The organism is Lactiplantibacillus plantarum, from assembly GCF_014131735.1.
Lineage (GTDB): Bacteria > Bacillota > Bacilli > Lactobacillales > Lactobacillaceae > Lactiplantibacillus > Lactiplantibacillus plantarum.
Map to the genome: position 1 here is coordinate 1,403,968 of NZ_CP039121.1, position 16,178 is coordinate 1,420,145.

The window sequence follows — 16,178 nt, forward strand, 5'->3', positions numbered from 1 at the left end:
TACAAAGAAAAGTCATAATTAATCAGTATGATTTAAGTAAAATACGCTATAATATAGTGTTGAACGCTAAAATGAGAGTAAAGGGGTTTCACATGTTAATTACAAGTTATAATCCATCCGAATTAGGTGACACGTTAATCACCATTTTACGACCAGATGCGGCCACCCAAACGATTGAAACACATGCCAATGTGACGCGTATTAGCGATGCTGACAGTGGGGAAACCTTGGGCTATAATTTCTTTGACGTTTCCAAGACGTTAGGCGACTTAGATGCCAATGGTCAAGTTCACTTAACGGCCGAACAAGTTGAGCAATTAAATAATTTATTAAAAACCAATGATTTTGAACCTGAATTAGTTTTAGACACTGACCCTAAGTTTGTGGTCGGCTATGTGGAATCAGCCGAAGCACATCCGAAGTCTGATCATTTACAGATTACCAAGACGAATGTTGGTTTGGATCAACCACTTCAAATCGTGAGTGGTTCACCTAATATGCAGGCGGATATTGTGGTTGTTGTTGCCAAGGTCGGTGCAATGATGCCCAGTGGCTTAATTATTTGGCCGGGCGAATTACGGGGCGTTGAGAGTGATGGCATGATTGTTTCAGGCCGAGAATTACAATTACCGAACGCGCCACAACGGCCAGGGGCTTTGATTTTGCCCGCCGATTATCAGCCAGTGGGTGCGCCATTTGATTTCAAACGCGCTCAGACGTTATTTACCGCTTAATTTGCAGATATTAAAAACTAGGATGATTGAAAATGAACCATTATGATGGCCCGGCATTTTTCCGGAAATATCGATTTAACAAACCACAAGTGAATAATTCAGCGGCCAGTCAATCAACTCCTGTAGCGGCATCGGCTAGTCCACAATCGACTGCTGGTGCACCTAGTGCGGCGCCAAAACGGCCAGCCAGTCAAACTAGCGCCAAGCAGGTGACGAGTCAGGCAACTACTTCGAGTAGCAGTGCTGCAACTAGTGCGACCCTCTTTAACGGTGGCACCCATGGGACTTTTCACCCATCCCGGGTACCAGCCCAGCTTAGTGCGGCGCTGACAAATGGCGGTATCATTCAGGATCACGATGACCGTAATTATTTAGAAATTGAAGCGAGCTTGCATAAGCGGCCCGAGACCTTCTTATTGTTTGCGGATGCAGCAGCTAATGATTTACCGGCTGTTGATTTGCAACAACCGCTTTCTGATAGTGGGACGGACACGAGTCAAGTTGAACACCCGAGTGATTCGGCAGTTCTTAGTCAAGCGGAACGGAAGATGGCTTCAAGTGTTGACCCGACAACGGTAACTAGTCAGGCAGCATCGAGCGTGGCTGCTCAAACGGTCGTGGCTAACACGTCACAGACCGGCAGTGATTCCACGGTGTCCGCAGCTTCGGCGACGGTTGTGCGACCAACGGAAGTGTTTGAACCTACCACTCCTGAATTAGCTGTGTCGGCTGCGGCAATTAATACGCCTAAAACCGATGATTCAGTGGTAGTGACGGCTCCCACGGAAGTATTTGAGCCCACTGACCCAAGTTTAGCAGCGTCGGCAGCCGCCATAAATGCGCCTAGCGCGGTAAGTTCGGCAATATCGGTAGGCCCCACGGAAGTATTTGAGCCCACTGACCCAAGCTTAGCAGCGTCGGCGGCCGCCATAAATGCGCCTAGCGCGGTAAGCTCGGCAGTATCGGCAGGCCCCACGGAAGTATTTGAGCCCACTGACCCAAGTTTAGCAGCGTCGGCGGCCGCCATAAATGCGCCTAGCGCGGTAAGTTTGGCAGTATCGGCAGGGCCGACAGAAGTGTTTGAACCAACTGATCCCGCGCTTGCTGAATCTGCTGCAACTGTTAATGCGGCTGCTGATCATGATAAAATAGAATCTGCTGCGACTAGTGCGACACCCAAGTCAGCACATGGGCTAGGACTATCCTTAGGGGATATTATGACCGCTGAGCACGATGCCCAGGCGGACTTAGCGTTATTTAAGGATCAGCCAACAACGGCGGCTTCTGCAGCACCACAGTCAAGTACTGCGCAGACTCGTTCACACGTTAACGAAGAACCTTATCAACCGGTTGGCATGCGGCCAACTAGCACAAGTCCTGCTGTGACGTCAGCAACGGCCACGCCAGTCAGCGTTGTGGCATCATCCACGGTCCCTTCACAAGAAAGTGGGGAAGCGACTAGTGTGACTATGGCACCGTCACAGGCGGCTACTTCTGCAGTTACAACTAGTCCCGCTTTGTCAGAGACATCTGCAGTGGCTTCACAACCTGAGTTAGTTCATAGTGGCGGTTCAGCGGCCCCCGTCCTTGAGGATAAAGAATTAGCGGCTTATCATTTGCCACCGCTGAATCTGTTGAAAGCACCGATCGTGGCCAATGAATCTGAGATGGATGATTGGATCGAGCAGAAGGCCAGTGCGTTAGATGAATCTCTGGACGCATTTGGTGTCAATGCCAACGTTGTCGATTGGACGATTGGACCAACTGTGACTCAGTTCCAAGTAAAACCTGCTCGTGGCGTCAAGGTCAGCAAGATTACCAACTTAAATGATGATTTGAAATTGGCCTTGGCTGCAAAAGATATTCGAATTGAAGCGCCGATCCCTGGCCGTAATACGATTGGGATTGAAATTCCAAATGCGAAATCGCGGCCGGTGATGCTGTCTGAAGTTTTAGATTCTGACAAATTCCGCGACAGTAAGTCACCATTGACGGTCGCACTCGGTGTCGATTTATTCGGGCAACCACAAGTCACTGACCTGCGGAAGATGCCGCACGGTTTGATTGCGGGGGCTACGGGTTCTGGAAAATCAGTCTTCATCAATAGTATCTTGGTTTCGATTCTGTACAAAGCGAACCCACAACAAGTTAAATTGTTGTTAATTGATCCGAAGGCCGTAGAACTAGCACCATACAACGAGATTCCACATTTATTAGCACCCGTGATTTCAGAACCCAAAGCCGCTTCGGCAGCGCTGAAATGGGTCGTTGATGAAATGGACAACCGGTATGATAAACTTGCCGCTGGTGGTGCCCGGAACATTGAGCAATTCAACAAACTGGCCGACGAACATGACGAGCCGGCTCTAAAAATGCCGTATATCGTGATTGTAATCGACGAATTAGCTGATTTGATGATGGTTGCTTCTAGTGAGGTCCAGGATTACATTGCCCGAATCACCCAGAAAGCCCGTGCGGCAGGGATTCATTTATTAGTTGCGACTCAGCGGCCAAGTGTTGATGTGGTCACTGGTTTGATCAAGAATAATATCCCAACGCGGGTGGCCTTCATGGTTGCCAGCCAGATCGATTCGCGGACGATTCTGGACGCGAGTGGGGCGGAACGTCTGTTGGGACGCGGTGATATGTTGTATCTTGGCAACGGTCAACCCGCACCGATTCGGTTGCAGGGGACGTTCGTGGACAGTGAGATCGACAGTATCACTCAGTTTGTCCGTGATCAGGCAGCACCGCACTATGAATTTCAACCAGACAGCCTAGTGAAGCACGAGGAAGCAGCACGCAATGAAGATGACTTGATGCCTGAAGCATTGGCTTACATTGCTGATGAAGATACCATGTCGACATCGAAGTTGCAACGAAACTTCTCGATTGGCTATAATCGGGCGGCCAATATTATTGATGATTTGGAAAGTCGCGGCTACGTTTCAGCAGCTAAGGGTTCCAAACCACGAGATGTTTATTTCACAGCGTCAGATTTAACTAAATTACAAGCCAATTCATAATTAAAAATAAAGCGATTCACCTCATGATTGATGAATTGTGAATATGGGAGATTATTAGCATAATGGATAAAGCAACGGTTTATTATTTTGTTGGGATCAAGGGCTCTGGGATGAGCTCACTAGCCTTGATTTTACATGACAAGGGTTACCAAGTTGAAGGCTCAGATATTGAACAATATACGTTTACGCAAAAAGGTCTAGCTGCAGCTGGCATTAAGATGCTACCGTTTTCCGAAGATAACATTCGCGAAGGCCTCACAGTGATTGCGGGGAACTCATTTACTGATGACCATCCTGAAATCAAAAAGGCGCGTGAAATGGGGTTGCCCGTTTATCGCTATCATGAATTTCTTGGAAAATTAATGGAAGGCTTCACGAGTATTGGTGTGGCCGGGACTCACGGGAAGACGTCGACAACTGGTTTGTTGTCCCACGTTTTGAGTCATATCGCTCCCACCAGTTACTTGATTGGTGATGGGACCGGTAAAGGCACCCCTGACGCGCGTTTCTTCGTTTTTGAAGCGGATGAATATCGGCGGCACTTCGTTGCTTACCATCCCGATTATGCCATCATGACGAACGTTGACTTTGACCATCCTGATTACTACAAGGATTTAGCTGACGTTCAATCCGCTTTCCAACAATTTGGCAATCAAGTGAAGAAGGGCATCTTTGCTTGGGGTGACGATGAAAGTTTACGACACCTCGATGTTGATACCCCAATTTACTATTACGGGACGAATGACCGTGACGACTTTCAAGCGGTTAATATCAAACGAACGACTAAGGGGTCTTCATTTGAAGTGAAGTATCACGATGAATCGTTAGGGGAATTTGAAATCCCATTGTTTGGTGAACACAATGTCTTAAACAGCACGGCTGTCATTGCGGTTTCTTACTTTGAAAAGGTGAACTTGGACGAAATTCGGCGGGAACTCCTCGACTTTAGTGGGGTTAAACGACGTTTCTCAGAACATCAAGTTGGCGATATGGTCATGATCGACGACTACGCACATCATCCATCAGAAATTAAAGCAACATTGGATGCTGCACGCCAAAAGTATCCGGATAAGGAAATCTTGGCCGTATTCCAACCACATACGTTCTCACGGACGAAAGCATTGATGGATGGCTTTGCAGCCAGCTTAAGCAAGGCAGATCACGTCTTTTTGACCAATATCTTCAGTTCTGCCCGTGAAAAATCTGGTGATGTTTCCTCCAAAGACTTAGCTGCTAAGTTACCCAATGGTGGTGAAATTATCACGACCGATGACATGTCTGCTTTAACGGCTTACCACAATGCCGTCGCTGTCTTTATGGGTGCTGGTGACATTCAAAAGTACGAAAAAATTTATGAAGACCAAATGAAATAATTCTTAAAAAAGCGGCCCCAGCAGGGCCGCTTTTTTAGTCCGTCTTTAAATTGATTTAGCGTAAACCGGCGTTAGCATCCAAGATGAAACCCTATGAGAGATGTTAGATTATTGCTAGACAACAGTTGTGCGACCTATTTTGACCTTACAAGTTTTAATGGAACTTATGCAGTCGATAAATAAAGCACCAATGAGGATAATTCACTAGAATCTCCGTCATTGGTGTTTTATTAGTGTGTATGATTTCTAAGGATTAACCACGTGGTTAGTGAGGCAGGTGCAGTAGTCTTAGTTTTGTTGCTTCTGGGCTTTGTTTAACATTTTCTTAGCTTCACAATCATAGTCGCAGGCCGCACATTTGCCCTTTTTAGCACGTTTGACCACGCGATAAATCTGATAGCCAGCAGCCCCAATAATTAGTGCGATAATTAAGAAATTAACGAATAATGCCATGTGAATCAAACTCCTTTCAGATAAATAATTGACCAACTTGGTAAATGACGAAGGCCAAGGTGTAAGCAATGACCAAACTCGAGCAGACGGCGTAAACAGCCCACTTGGTCGATCCAGTCTCGGACTTGATGGTCCCAATCGTGGCGAAGCACGGGACATATAGCAAGATGAAGACGAGCATCGCGTATGCGGATAACGGTGTGAAAAAGCGCCCCATCATGGCAATCAAGCCGGCCTGATTTGCGCTGTGGAACATTACCATCATACTAGAGCTGATGACTTCTTTGGCTAGAATCCCAGTAAAGAGGGCTGAGATAACTTGCCAAGCAGTCACACCGAGTGGCGCGAACAGCGGTAATAGTGTTTTGCCAAGTGTCGCGGCAAAGCTGTTGTCGATGTCGCTGACTAAGCCGCTAGTGCCGAATGAGGAAAGTAACCAAATCAAGACCGTACCGGCAAAAATGATAGTACCTGCCTTTTTGATGAACCCTTTACCCTTATCCCAGGTGCCACGCCAAATAATGTCAGCCCGGGGAATATGATACTGTGGTAACTCAACGATGAAGACGGAACTATCATCGACGTTGAAAATCAGTTGATAAAATTTAGCCATACCGAGGGCGACCGCAATGCCAAGAAAGTAAATCGACAAGACAATTAGGGCCTGATTTTTCGGGAAAAAAGCGGCCACAAATAGGCTGTAGATTGGCAGACGGGCGGAGCAACTCATAAATGGGGAAATCAGCGTTGTAATTAAGCGTTCTTTAGGTTGTTCAATTGTCCGGGCGGCCATAATACCAGTGACGTTGCATCCAAATCCAATAATTAGGGGGATAAATGCCTTCCCGTTGAGTCCAATCATCTGCATCAAGCGGTCCGTAACTAGTGCTGCTCGTGCCATGTAACCTGAATCTTCCAAGATTGAAATACAGGCAAACAAGACAAAAATTTGGGGAATAAAGACGAGCACGCCACCGACCCCTGCAATTAGGCCGTTAACAATCAGTGAGCGCAAGACCGGGATGGCTCCAGCCATGGTCAACCAGTGACTCACGGTGGTGGATAGTGGTCCGGAGACGAAGCTATCTAACAAATCTGACAGGGGCGTGCCGACCCAATCAAAGGATAATTTGAACATCAAGTAGAAGATTCCCACGAAGACGGGTAGCCCTAAGAACGGATTGGTGACCCACTTGTCGATTTTAGCAGTCATCTCGACGTGGCTGGTGCTTGCCAAGTTTTGACTAGCGCTGGCTAAGGTTTGCTCAATAAAGTCTAGTCGGGTTTGGAAAATCTGCTCGTCGAATTTTTGAGCGTCGTAATAAGCGGCTTGACTAGTGAGTGGTGTCAATCCCATGTGTTTCGCGTAGGCTCGAATTGGCTTATTTTGATTAATAAATTGAATCGTCAGCCACCGTGCGAAGTCTGCTGTCAAATCAAATTTTTTGATGAGCTGTTGGCTAGCCTGACGAATGGCTTGCTCAATCATGAAAGGATAGTTGAGTTTGAGCGGTGTCGCGGCCGGATGGGGACCTGCCAATAAGTCTTCGCGTAGCTGATGCAGCCCTTCTTTATTGCGGGCGTTAGTCGCTTTGATCTGACAGCCAAGTTGTTCAGCTAGCGTGTCAAAATCATAATAATGGCCCGTCCGTTTGAGGTCATCAATCATGTTGAGTGCGATAATCACCGGTGCGCCAAATTCCAACACTTCGATCGACAGTAGTAAGTTACGCTTGAGCTGACTCGCGTTGGTCACGTTCAGAATTAGATCAGGGTGGTTATGTAGCAGATAGTTGGTGACGACTGCTTCATCTTTGGTGATTGGATTAAGTGAATAGACTCCGGGTAAATCGACCATTTCAACTTCAGAGTGCCGAATCCGGCCCATCTTCTTCTCAACGGTCACGCCGGTCCAGTTACCGACGTACGCGTATTTATCCGTCAGTTCATTGAATAGCGTGGTCTTACCAGTATTGGGATTTCCGAGCAATGCAACCGTCGTCATCTTAATGGCCTCCAATCAACGTTTGAAATACGGTGTACCGAATCCCAATCCGTTGTTGATCAATCTGAACAATTACTGGTCCGTGAAACGGATAGTAGCGGACAACGGCCAGCGGACTGCCGACATGTAGCCCTAAGCTGTGCAATCGTTGAACGGTCTGATTATCCAAACCTGTGAATTGTTGAATATGTAGTTGTGATGTATTAGTAACGGATTGACTTAGCATAAGGCTCAGTCCTTTCTGAATATTCCAATAGTGAATAATTCATCAAAAATATTATACCTACATCATAGCATGAAAGGGCTTTTATTAATATGGGGAAAAGCCTTATTTTCTTTTGAAATGAAAACGGTTATACTCTAAGTATAGAATACAAAAAGGCCGATGCTACGCTATTTTTGTTGAAGCCGTTGACTAATCATTATATACGGAAGGAATAACGGCTTGGGTAATAAATTCAATTGTTGGAGGATGATTTAAATGGCAACCTTGGAAGTTAAAGATTTACACGTTGAAGTGACGGATGATGAGCAAAAAAAGTCTCGTGAGATTTTAAAAGGCGTCAATTTATCTATGAAAACTGGTGAAATTCATGCCATTATGGGACCAAATGGGACTGGTAAGTCCACTTTATCACAAACTATTATGGGCCAACCGGCTTATCACGTTACTCAGGGTGATATCTTGTTGAACGGCGAAAGTATCGTAAACATGCCAGTTGATGAACGTGCACGTAAGGGACTCTTCCTCGGCATGCAGTATCCAGCTGAAATTCAAGGGGTCACCAACGCTGAATTTTTACGGGCAGCAATGAACGCACGCCGACCAGCCGATGATCAAATCTCAGTGATGGCCTTTCTTAAAGAACTCGACAAGAACTTGGCACTACTTAATATGAGCGAATCCATGACGGAACGTTACCTAAACGAAGGTTTCTCCGGTGGTGAAAAGAAGCGTAACGAAATTTTGCAATTATTGATGATCAAGCCATCATTCGCCTTATTGGACGAAATTGATTCCGGGCTTGATATCGATGCGTTACAAGTGGTTTCTAAGGGTGTTAATTCGATGCGGGGCGATAATTTCGGCTCATTGATTATCACGCATTATCAACGGCTGTTAAACTACATTGTGCCCGATGTCGTTCACGTGATGATGGGTGGTCGAATCGTGAAGACTGGTAACGCCGACTTAGCAAAGACCCTTGAAAAAGAAGGTTATGCTGGTTTACGTGACGATTTGAACATTGATGTCAAACTTGTTGACGACGAAGATTAGGGGGTGGCAGTAATGGAAGCAACTGCTGATTATGAAACTATCAAAACAACGCTAGCTGCGGCTGCTAACGAACATGGTGAACCGCACTGGCTCGTTGAACGCCGTTTAGCGGCTTTAGATGCGATGCAAGGCCTAGCGGTTCCCAAAGCTGATCGCTTTAGTATTCGCGACTGGCCACTGACGCCCACCGACCAACCACTAAAGTTCAGTCGTTCGGATCGAACTTTAGCAACTGATGTAACGGCCGAAGCTGGTCATATCCAAATCGTACAAGTTGGGCAGACAACGGTGACCGTCAATTTGCCTGATGAACTAGATGATCAAGGCGTCATTTTGACCGATATGTTCACGGCCTTTCGCGAACATCCGCAACTAACTGAAAAACATTTTATGGACAAAGTCGTCAAAACTGACGAGGACCGATTGACCAGTTACCATACCGCGTTTTTGAACGCCGGGGTCTTCCTCTATGTTCCTAAAGGGGTTACTGTCAAAGAACCAATCGAGATCACCACGATCCAGGATAGTACCCGAGTGCAACCGTTAATTAGTCATGTCTTGATTGTGGCTGAACAAGACAGTCATTTCGCAGTAACTCAGCACCTGACAACGAAGGGTGACGTCGATAATATCGCCAACTGTGTTGTAGAAATTTTGGCACGGGCTGACAGTGAAGTGCATTTTTCAGCGTTCGATGAACTCGGGGCCAACACGACTGCTTATTTGAATCGGCGGGCCGCAATCAGTCGGGGAGCCAAAGTCGATTGGGCTATCGGGATGATGAATAATGGTAACACTTTCGGGGACTTTGACTCGGAACTGATCGGTGAAGGCGCCAAATCCGATGCCAAGGTCATCACAGTGACGACTAAGGCCCAGGATGTCTGCGTTAATACGCGGGTCACTAACCGTGGTAAGAAGACTGACGGCAATATCGTACAACGTGGGGTCATTATGGAAAAGTCTAACCTGATTTTTAACGGAATCGGTCACATTATTCACGGGGCCTCCGGTGCACATGCTGAACAGGAAAATCGGGTTTTGATGATGTCTGATGATGCCCATGGTGACGCGAACCCGATTCTATTGATCGATGAAAATGACGTGTTAGCTGGACATGCAGCAAGTGTTGGTCAAATTGATCAAAATCAAACGTACTATTTGATGAGTCGCGGGATTGATAAACCACAGGCCCAACGGTTGGTTATTCGGGGCTTCTTAAGTACCGTGATTGGTGCGATCCCATCGAAGACTGTCCGGACTCGCTTAACGAACACGATTGAAAGGAAGCTTGAAGATGGAATCCAATTTTGAGACGTTACGGTCAGATTTTCCCATTCTAAACCAACAAGTGAATGATGAACGACTTGTCTACCTGGATAATGCGGCGACTGCTCAGCGCCCCAACCAAGTCGTGGATGCGCTCGTTCACTTTTATCAACACGATAATGCCAATGTTCATCGCGGTGTGCACACCTTAGCAGAGCGGGCCACTAGTCAATACGAAGCTGCGCGCGCCAAGGTGCAACGGTTCATCAATGCTGCAAAAACGGATGAAATCGTCTTCACCAAAGGGACGACGGATAGTCTCAATCTGATTGCCAGTACTTATGGCGAAGCCAATATTCAAGCGGGTGATGAGATCGTCATTTCCATTATGGAGCACCATAGTAATTTAATTCCGTGGCAACAGTTAGCATTGCGTAAGCACGCCACCTTGAAATATATTGAGTTAACGGCGACTGGTGAATTGGACATGGCCGATGCTGCCAACAAGATTACGGATCGAACAAAAATCGTTTCAGTGACCCATGCTAGTAATGTATTGGGAACGGTCAATCCAATCAAGGCGTTAGCACGATTGGCGCATCAACACGGTGCCCTGATGATTGCGGATGGGGCGCAAGCAGCCCCTCATATGCCGGTCGATGTCCAGGCACTCGATGTTGATTTTTACGCATTTTCGGGGCATAAAATGCTGGGACCAACCGGCATTGGCGTTCTATATGGTCGTGAGAATTTATTAGCTACGATGCCACCGTATCAATTTGGTGGTGAGATGATTGGCTTTGTTCACCGTGATGACAGTACCTGGGCGGAACTACCGTGGAAGTTTGAAGCGGGCACTCAGAACATTGCCGGTGCGATCGGCTTGGGCGCGGCGGTTGATTATTTGACGCAACTCGGTATGGATCAAGTTCAGCAACACGAACAGCAATTAGTCAATTACTTATTGCCTAAGTTGATTGCAATGCCTGGTGTCACGGTCTACGGTCCCCAAGATCCCCAACATCATACGGGCGTCATCGCCTTTAATATCGACGGTTTGCACCCGCACGACGCGGCTACCGCGTTGGATATGGAAGGTGTCGCCGTTCGCGCGGGTCATCACTGTGCACAACCCCTGATGGCAGCGCTCGGCTTAGTAGCAACTGCACGGGCTAGTTTTTACATTTACAATACACAAGCGGACGCTGATCAATTATTAACGTCACTCCAAGCAACAAAGGAGTTTTTCGAACATGGGACTGTCTAAATTAAGTGGCTTATATCGCGAAGTGATTTTAGATCATGGTGATCATCCGCATCATAAAAATGCGTTGCCAAACGCAACACATGCCATTACGTTGAAAAATCCAACTTGTGGCGACGTCATCAATTTGGCTATTCAATTGGATGCGCATGATCAAATCGAAGATATTGGATTTACGGGTGAGGGCTGTACCATCAGTCAAGCATCGGCCAGTATGATGACGGATGCGGTGATGGGTAAGTCGAAAGAACAGGCATTGGCAATGGCTAAGACATTTTCGGATATGGCGATTGGCAAGCAACACCCGCAGGCCGATATGGATGCCTTAGAAGACGCCGCAATTTTATCGAATATTATGCAATTTCCGGCACGAATCAAATGTGCCACGCTAGCTTGGTGGGCTTTGCAACGGGCATTGCTTGCTGAAAATGGCAATGAGGAGGAATCAGAAGTATGAGTGAAGTACCTGACGTGGTCAAAAATGACCGTGATTATGAATATGGATTTCATGACGATGTCAAACCAGCATATTCAACTGGGCGAGGATTAACGGAAGCCACGGTGCGCGAAATTTCCGCGGCAAAACATGAGCCACAATGGATGTTGGATTATCGGTTAAATGCCTATCATGAGTATTTAAAGATGCCGATGCCTAAGTTTGGCCCGGATCTCACGAAACTCGACTTGAAGGACATGCTGTATTATCAGAAGATGACCGATAAAAAGTTCCGTGACTGGAAAGAAGTCCCAGCTGACTTGAAGCGGACGTTCGACCGGTTAGGTGTGCCTGAAGCTGAACGGAAATACTTAGCCGGTTCATCGGCGCAGTATGAATCTGAAGTCGTTTATCACAATATGCGTAAAGATTTTGAAAAGTTAGGTATTATTTTTACCGATACCGATACGGCGCTTCACGATTATCCAGAACTGTTCAAGAAGTGGTTTGGGAAACTCGTCAAACCAACCGATAACAAGTTTGCGGCTTTAAACGCGGCAGTCTGGTCAGGTGGGTCCTTCATTTATGTGCCTAAGGGTGTCCAGACGAAGACGCCAATTCAGTCATATTTCCGGTTAAATGCTGAAAACTCGGGTCAGTTTGAGCGGACTTTGATTATCGTGGAAGATGGTGCCAGTGTCGACTATGTCGAAGGGTGTACGGCCCCTAATTATTCTTCAGATAGTTTGCACGCGGCCGTTGTTGAAGTCAATGTTGAGCCCAACGCTTACTGCCGTTATACAACGATTCAAAACTGGTCTGACAATGTTTATAGCCTGGAAACTAAGCGAGCTGCAGCGGCCGAAAATGCCACGATGGAATGGGTCGATGGGAATTTAGGTTCGAAGGTTACGATGAAGTACCCAAGCGTTTATTTGAATGGGGAAGGTGCCCGCGGGACCATGTTATCGATCGCGGTTGCCAGCAATGGCATCCACCAAGATTCTGGTGCTCGGATGATTCATAATGCTAAGAATACCTCCAGTTCGATTGTTTCGAAGTCCATCGCTAAGACTGGTGGTGCGACTGATTACCGTGGAACCGTGCGTTTTGCCAAGCATTCAGACGGTTCCAAAGCACATGTTGAGTGTGATACGATCATCATGGATGACCAGTCGTCTTCCAACACGATTCCGTATAATGAAATCGACAGTGCTAACGTCGCGATGGAACACGAAGCTAAGGTGTCCAAAATCTCAGAAGAACAGCTCTACTACTTGATGAGCCGAGGAATTTCAGAAGCTAAGGCAACCGAAATGATTATCATGGGATTCGTAGAACCATTTACGAAGCAATTACCGATGGAATATGCTGTTGAATTAAACCGGTTAATCAGCTTTGAGATGGAAGGTTCAATCGGGTAGTAAGGGGGATTGGTTAAGCTGATGTTAAAATAAAACTTGAGTGGCATGCGAGATTGCGATTCGAGTTTTTTGGTTAAATGATTGTTGATGAATGTTAGCCATTATAATCGTGCCAGCTAGGATGGTTGATAATTGTAGTAATTTAAAATTGTATCTCGGTTAGTGTTTTTATCATGCTGATTCGCCTTTTCGTTAATATTGGCGACGTACTTTATTATAAATTAGGATTATTAACGTATATTCTAACAATGGTATAATTAAAAACAGTTTTAAACAGACAGGAGTGTGGCAGAATGGCAGACGAACTTGGCGAGGATAAGGCCCTCTCACCCGTTGAAGACGCGGTCATGAAGTCGTTAGAGCAGGTGATTGATCCAGAACTGGGCGTTGACATGGTTAACCTTGGTTTGATCTATGGTGTTGACGTAGACGATAATGGTAGCTGCACGGTAACGATGACGTTGACGACGATGGGGTGCCCATTAGGAAATTTATTGGCAAGTCAAATTAATCAAGCAATTATGAGTGTGGATGGTGTTAAGAATTGTGAACTTGACTTGGTCTGGGAACCTGCTTGGGGAATTGATAAAATGAGTCGTTTTGCTAAGGTTGCCCTTGGCATTCATGGCTAACGGGTGAGACAAGGTGGTGTGCGATGGATATTGAAAAGTTTATTGCCCGGCGAAAAGCTTTAAAAATTTCACAAGTCAAATTATCAAACGGAATTTGTACGCAGGCGACTTTAAGTAAGTTTGAACGGCGTGGGCGAGTACCAGCATTAGCAATTTTAAATCAGCTCTGCGCTCGTCTGGGATTGACAGTTGATGATCTAAGTGAAAACCAGGCTAATTCAGTGACCCAAATTCGACAGCAACTTGATGAGATTGAGCGACGACTGATGATGGAAGATTATCAATCAGTCCTGCAATCATTGGTAGACCTGAAAGTTGAGCAAATTGATGCGGTACCTTCACGGATGCAATATTACTATTTATGTGGCATGCTAAGTTCGTTGATTAATGGAACAGCCAGTGATATTTGTTTTTCCTTCTCGCAAATCGTTGATGATTTGGATAGGGCTCACCAAACAATTTTCACACCGCTAGCTTATGTCGGTCTGGGTGTCATGTATGGCCGGTTAGCTGAGCCTGAGAAAGCTCAATTTTATTTCAGGAGAGTACGATACTATGTCGAGCACGCTGGCTCATCAGGATATGCAAATGATTACTTACGGCTGTTAACCCTAATCTTTTATACGGCAGAGTATTACGCAATTAGTGGTGATTTCGTCACAAGTAATCGTCTAATAGATGATGGGGTAGCGCTTTGCTCAGATGAACATGTCACGTATTACTTACCAAGATTGAAATACTTAGCGACCGAGAATGCTGTTAAGCAACAACTTTCGGATAAATTGATTAAGCGGTTAATGAGTGAAACAGAAGCTTTTGCACGGATTAATCATAATCAAGTTGTTGAGGTTAAGGTAGCTGCATTGCGACAACGATATTTGCAGGGTATTTCTGCTTCAGAAAACAATTAACAAGACAATGGCTAGATTTAGTGTTTTATTGTAGTTTCCAACATGCTAAAACTAATCAATGCTTTGTACATTAAATAATAAGAAGTCCCACACTAGCAAGTCAATACTAGTGTGGGACTTCTTATTTAGAAAGTTATGTATGACGCCGCCCGCCCCTAAAAAATCTTCCCCGGATGTCCCGCAAAAAGTCCTACCGATTGAAGTTCTATTATAAACGCTTATGGTGTCCCATTCCGGAAAATCCTAATGTAGCGGTAATCCATTAAAGACAATGATTGAATGGAATTCACTTAGACATAAGAAATTCTTATTAAATTCACAGGCACAAACTATTTTACCTTCTTTGACTAATTTGATAGACTTAAGTTAAGAAAGTTGAGGTGACTGATTGAGATGGCTAGTCATAGGCAAATGATTGACAAACTAGTGTGGTGTTGTTACTAGCGCAGTCCGCGTTAGTAACGATGCACAAACTCAATTTTTAATCTTAACTCGGAAAAAGTAACGAGTAGTCAATTTTTAGGTGAAAGAGGGATTTTATGAACAATTTTCAAAATGACCCACAACCACGGACCATCAACACACAAGTTGGCCTCCGTAGTTTCCTAACTAAAATGTATGGGTTTATGACAATCGCCGTGTTAGTTTCGGCCTTTACCGTTTACTTAGCGATGACCACGTTCCAAGCACAAATTAATGCCGCCTTTTCACAACACCCATTCATCTTCTTGATGATCTTCATTGTCAGCATGTTTGTGATGATTGGTGGGATTCAAGTCAACGCGACACGCAATCCAGCGATGAGCTTCACCTTACTGATGCTCTTTGCCATCATCTTTGGGGTTGAAATGTCAGTGACCTTGTCCTTATACACGGGTGCCGTTATCACCGGTGCGTTCGTTGCAGCTGGAGCTGTATTTGCGACCATGGCGGTGATTGGGACGACGACTAAGCGTGATATTTCACGTATTGGGACGCACTTGATTGCAGCTTTAATCGGGTTGTTTGTCGCTTCACTGGTCAATATGTTCTTACAAAGTGCCATGATTAGTTACATCTTTTCATACATTGGTGTATTGATCTTCGCCGGCTTATCCATGTGGGACGCTAACCGGATGCGCAACATGTATTTACAATATGGTGACCAGGTTTCATCGACTGGTTTGGCCGTTACTGGGGCCTTACAATTATACTTGGACTTCGTTAACTTGTTCCTCTACTTCGTCCAAATCTTCGGTGGCTCAAGCCGCGACTAATCATTAAGATAATTATTAAGGATTATGACCAAGATGTCATAATCCTTTTAATTTACCGAAAATGAGTTATTTCACGGGTTTTCGGTGGACCGAACTCCCGTTTTACTTAATTGTTT

14 protein-coding genes are annotated in these 16,178 nt (G+C 45.6%); 11 read left to right on the forward strand and 3 right to left on the reverse strand.

Features of this window, described 5'->3' with window-relative positions:
• The first annotated feature begins 92 nt into the window (after positions 1-92).
• The 3 genes from ytpR to murC all read left to right on the forward strand — a co-directional run bounded on the left by ytpR (position 93) and on the right by murC (position 5,133).
• Complete coding sequence (gene ytpR, locus E5260_RS06410; RefSeq protein WP_003644280.1) at positions 93-734, forward strand: YtpR family tRNA-binding protein; 642 nt, start codon at positions 93-95, stop codon at positions 732-734.
• 32 nt (positions 735-766) lie between these two features.
• Positions 767-3,760 carry a DNA translocase FtsK gene (locus tag E5260_RS06415; protein ID WP_003640258.1) on the forward strand — a complete coding sequence of 998 codons (2,994 nt, stop codon included), beginning with the start codon at positions 767-769 and terminating at the stop codon, positions 3,758-3,760.
• Between the two features lie 62 nt (positions 3,761-3,822).
• Positions 3,823-5,133, forward strand: a complete 1,311-nt coding sequence (murC, locus tag E5260_RS06420; RefSeq protein ID WP_003640259.1) for a UDP-N-acetylmuramate--L-alanine ligase — start codon at positions 3,823-3,825, stop codon at positions 5,131-5,133.
• A gap of 288 nt (positions 5,134-5,421) precedes the next feature.
• Here the strand turns inward: murC and E5260_RS06425 are convergent, their stop codons facing one another.
• From E5260_RS06425 to E5260_RS06435, 3 genes are read right to left on the reverse strand one after another with little or no spacing between them, the layout of a single operon-like run.
• Positions 5,422-5,586, reverse strand: a complete 165-nt coding sequence (locus E5260_RS06425; RefSeq protein WP_003640260.1) for a FeoB-associated Cys-rich membrane protein — start codon at positions 5,584-5,586, stop codon at positions 5,422-5,424.
• Between the two features lie 16 nt (positions 5,587-5,602).
• Positions 5,603-7,591 carry a ferrous iron transport protein B gene (gene feoB / locus E5260_RS06430; protein ID WP_003640261.1) on the reverse strand — a complete coding sequence of 663 codons (1,989 nt, stop codon included), beginning with the start codon at positions 7,589-7,591 and terminating at the stop codon, positions 5,603-5,605.
• Position 7,592: 1 nt separating this feature from the next.
• A complete protein-coding gene (locus E5260_RS06435; protein ID WP_003640262.1) occupies positions 7,593-7,817 on the reverse strand; it encodes a FeoA family protein in 225 nt (74 codons plus the stop codon).
• Positions 7,818-8,072: 255 nt separating this feature from the next.
• On the opposite strand from E5260_RS06435, the gene sufC reads away from it, so the two are divergent.
• The 8 genes from sufC (at position 8,073) to E5260_RS06475 (ending at position 16,062) form a co-directional block, all read left to right on the forward strand.
• Positions 8,073-8,870: a Fe-S cluster assembly ATPase SufC gene (sufC, locus tag E5260_RS06440; RefSeq protein ID WP_003640263.1), complete on the forward strand. Its 798-nt coding sequence runs from the start codon at positions 8,073-8,075 to the stop codon at positions 8,868-8,870.
• Positions 8,871-8,882: 12 nt separating this feature from the next.
• Positions 8,883-10,184, forward strand: coding sequence for a Fe-S cluster assembly protein SufD (sufD, locus tag E5260_RS06445; protein WP_003640264.1), 1,302 nt, complete (start codon positions 8,883-8,885; stop codon positions 10,182-10,184).
• Positions 10,168-11,406: a cysteine desulfurase gene (locus E5260_RS06450; protein WP_003640265.1), complete on the forward strand. Its 1,239-nt coding sequence runs from the start codon at positions 10,168-10,170 to the stop codon at positions 11,404-11,406. Before sufD ends, E5260_RS06450 begins: the two co-directional genes overlap by 17 nt.
• Entirely contained in the window at positions 11,393-11,860 is a 468-nt protein-coding gene (gene sufU / locus E5260_RS06455) for a Fe-S cluster assembly sulfur transfer protein SufU (RefSeq protein ID WP_003640266.1), read from the forward strand. The genes E5260_RS06450 and sufU overlap by 14 nt, the downstream gene beginning before the upstream one ends.
• Positions 11,857-13,263: a Fe-S cluster assembly protein SufB gene (sufB, locus tag E5260_RS06460; RefSeq protein ID WP_003640267.1), complete on the forward strand. Its 1,407-nt coding sequence runs from the start codon at positions 11,857-11,859 to the stop codon at positions 13,261-13,263. Before sufU ends, sufB begins: the two co-directional genes overlap by 4 nt.
• A gap of 293 nt (positions 13,264-13,556) precedes the next feature.
• Positions 13,557-13,895, forward strand: a complete 339-nt coding sequence (locus E5260_RS06465; protein ID WP_003640268.1) for a metal-sulfur cluster assembly factor — start codon at positions 13,557-13,559, stop codon at positions 13,893-13,895.
• A 23-nt stretch (positions 13,896-13,918) separates the two neighbouring features.
• Complete coding sequence (locus E5260_RS06470; RefSeq protein WP_003640269.1) at positions 13,919-14,806, forward strand: helix-turn-helix domain-containing protein; 888 nt, start codon at positions 13,919-13,921, stop codon at positions 14,804-14,806.
• A 539-nt stretch (positions 14,807-15,345) separates the two neighbouring features.
• Positions 15,346-16,062 (forward strand): Bax inhibitor-1/YccA family protein, encoded by a 717-nt coding sequence (locus E5260_RS06475; protein WP_003640270.1) that lies wholly within the window; start codon positions 15,346-15,348, stop codon positions 16,060-16,062.
• The last annotated feature ends 116 nt before the right edge of the window (positions 16,063-16,178 follow it).

Excerpts from the sequence above, each read along its gene's own strand:
- E5260_RS06465 (WP_003640268.1), top strand. The coding sequence starts at position 13,557 with ATGGCAGACGAACTTGGCGAGGATAAGGCCCTCTCACCCGTTGAAGAC.
- sufB (WP_003640267.1), top strand. The coding sequence starts at position 11,857 with ATGAGTGAAGTACCTGACGTGGTCAAAAATGACCGTGATTATGAATAT.
- ytpR (WP_003644280.1), top strand. The coding sequence starts at position 93 with ATGTTAATTACAAGTTATAATCCATCCGAATTAGGTGACACGTTAATC.
- feoB (WP_003640261.1), bottom strand. The coding sequence starts at position 7,591 with ATGACGACGGTTGCATTGCTCGGAAATCCCAATACTGGTAAGACCACG.
- murC (WP_003640259.1), top strand. The coding sequence starts at position 3,823 with ATGGATAAAGCAACGGTTTATTATTTTGTTGGGATCAAGGGCTCTGGG.
- E5260_RS06475 (WP_003640270.1), top strand. The coding sequence starts at position 15,346 with ATGAACAATTTTCAAAATGACCCACAACCACGGACCATCAACACACAA.
- sufC (WP_003640263.1), top strand. The coding sequence starts at position 8,073 with ATGGCAACCTTGGAAGTTAAAGATTTACACGTTGAAGTGACGGATGAT.
- sufD (WP_003640264.1), top strand. The coding sequence starts at position 8,883 with ATGGAAGCAACTGCTGATTATGAAACTATCAAAACAACGCTAGCTGCG.
- E5260_RS06470 (WP_003640269.1), top strand. The coding sequence starts at position 13,919 with ATGGATATTGAAAAGTTTATTGCCCGGCGAAAAGCTTTAAAAATTTCA.
- E5260_RS06435 (WP_003640262.1), bottom strand. The coding sequence starts at position 7,817 with ATGCTAAGTCAATCCGTTACTAATACATCACAACTACATATTCAACAA.
- E5260_RS06415 (WP_003640258.1), top strand. The coding sequence starts at position 767 with ATGAACCATTATGATGGCCCGGCATTTTTCCGGAAATATCGATTTAAC.
- E5260_RS06450 (WP_003640265.1), top strand. The coding sequence starts at position 10,168 with ATGGAATCCAATTTTGAGACGTTACGGTCAGATTTTCCCATTCTAAAC.
- E5260_RS06425 (WP_003640260.1), bottom strand. The coding sequence starts at position 5,586 with ATGGCATTATTCGTTAATTTCTTAATTATCGCACTAATTATTGGGGCT.
- sufU (WP_003640266.1), top strand. The coding sequence starts at position 11,393 with ATGGGACTGTCTAAATTAAGTGGCTTATATCGCGAAGTGATTTTAGAT.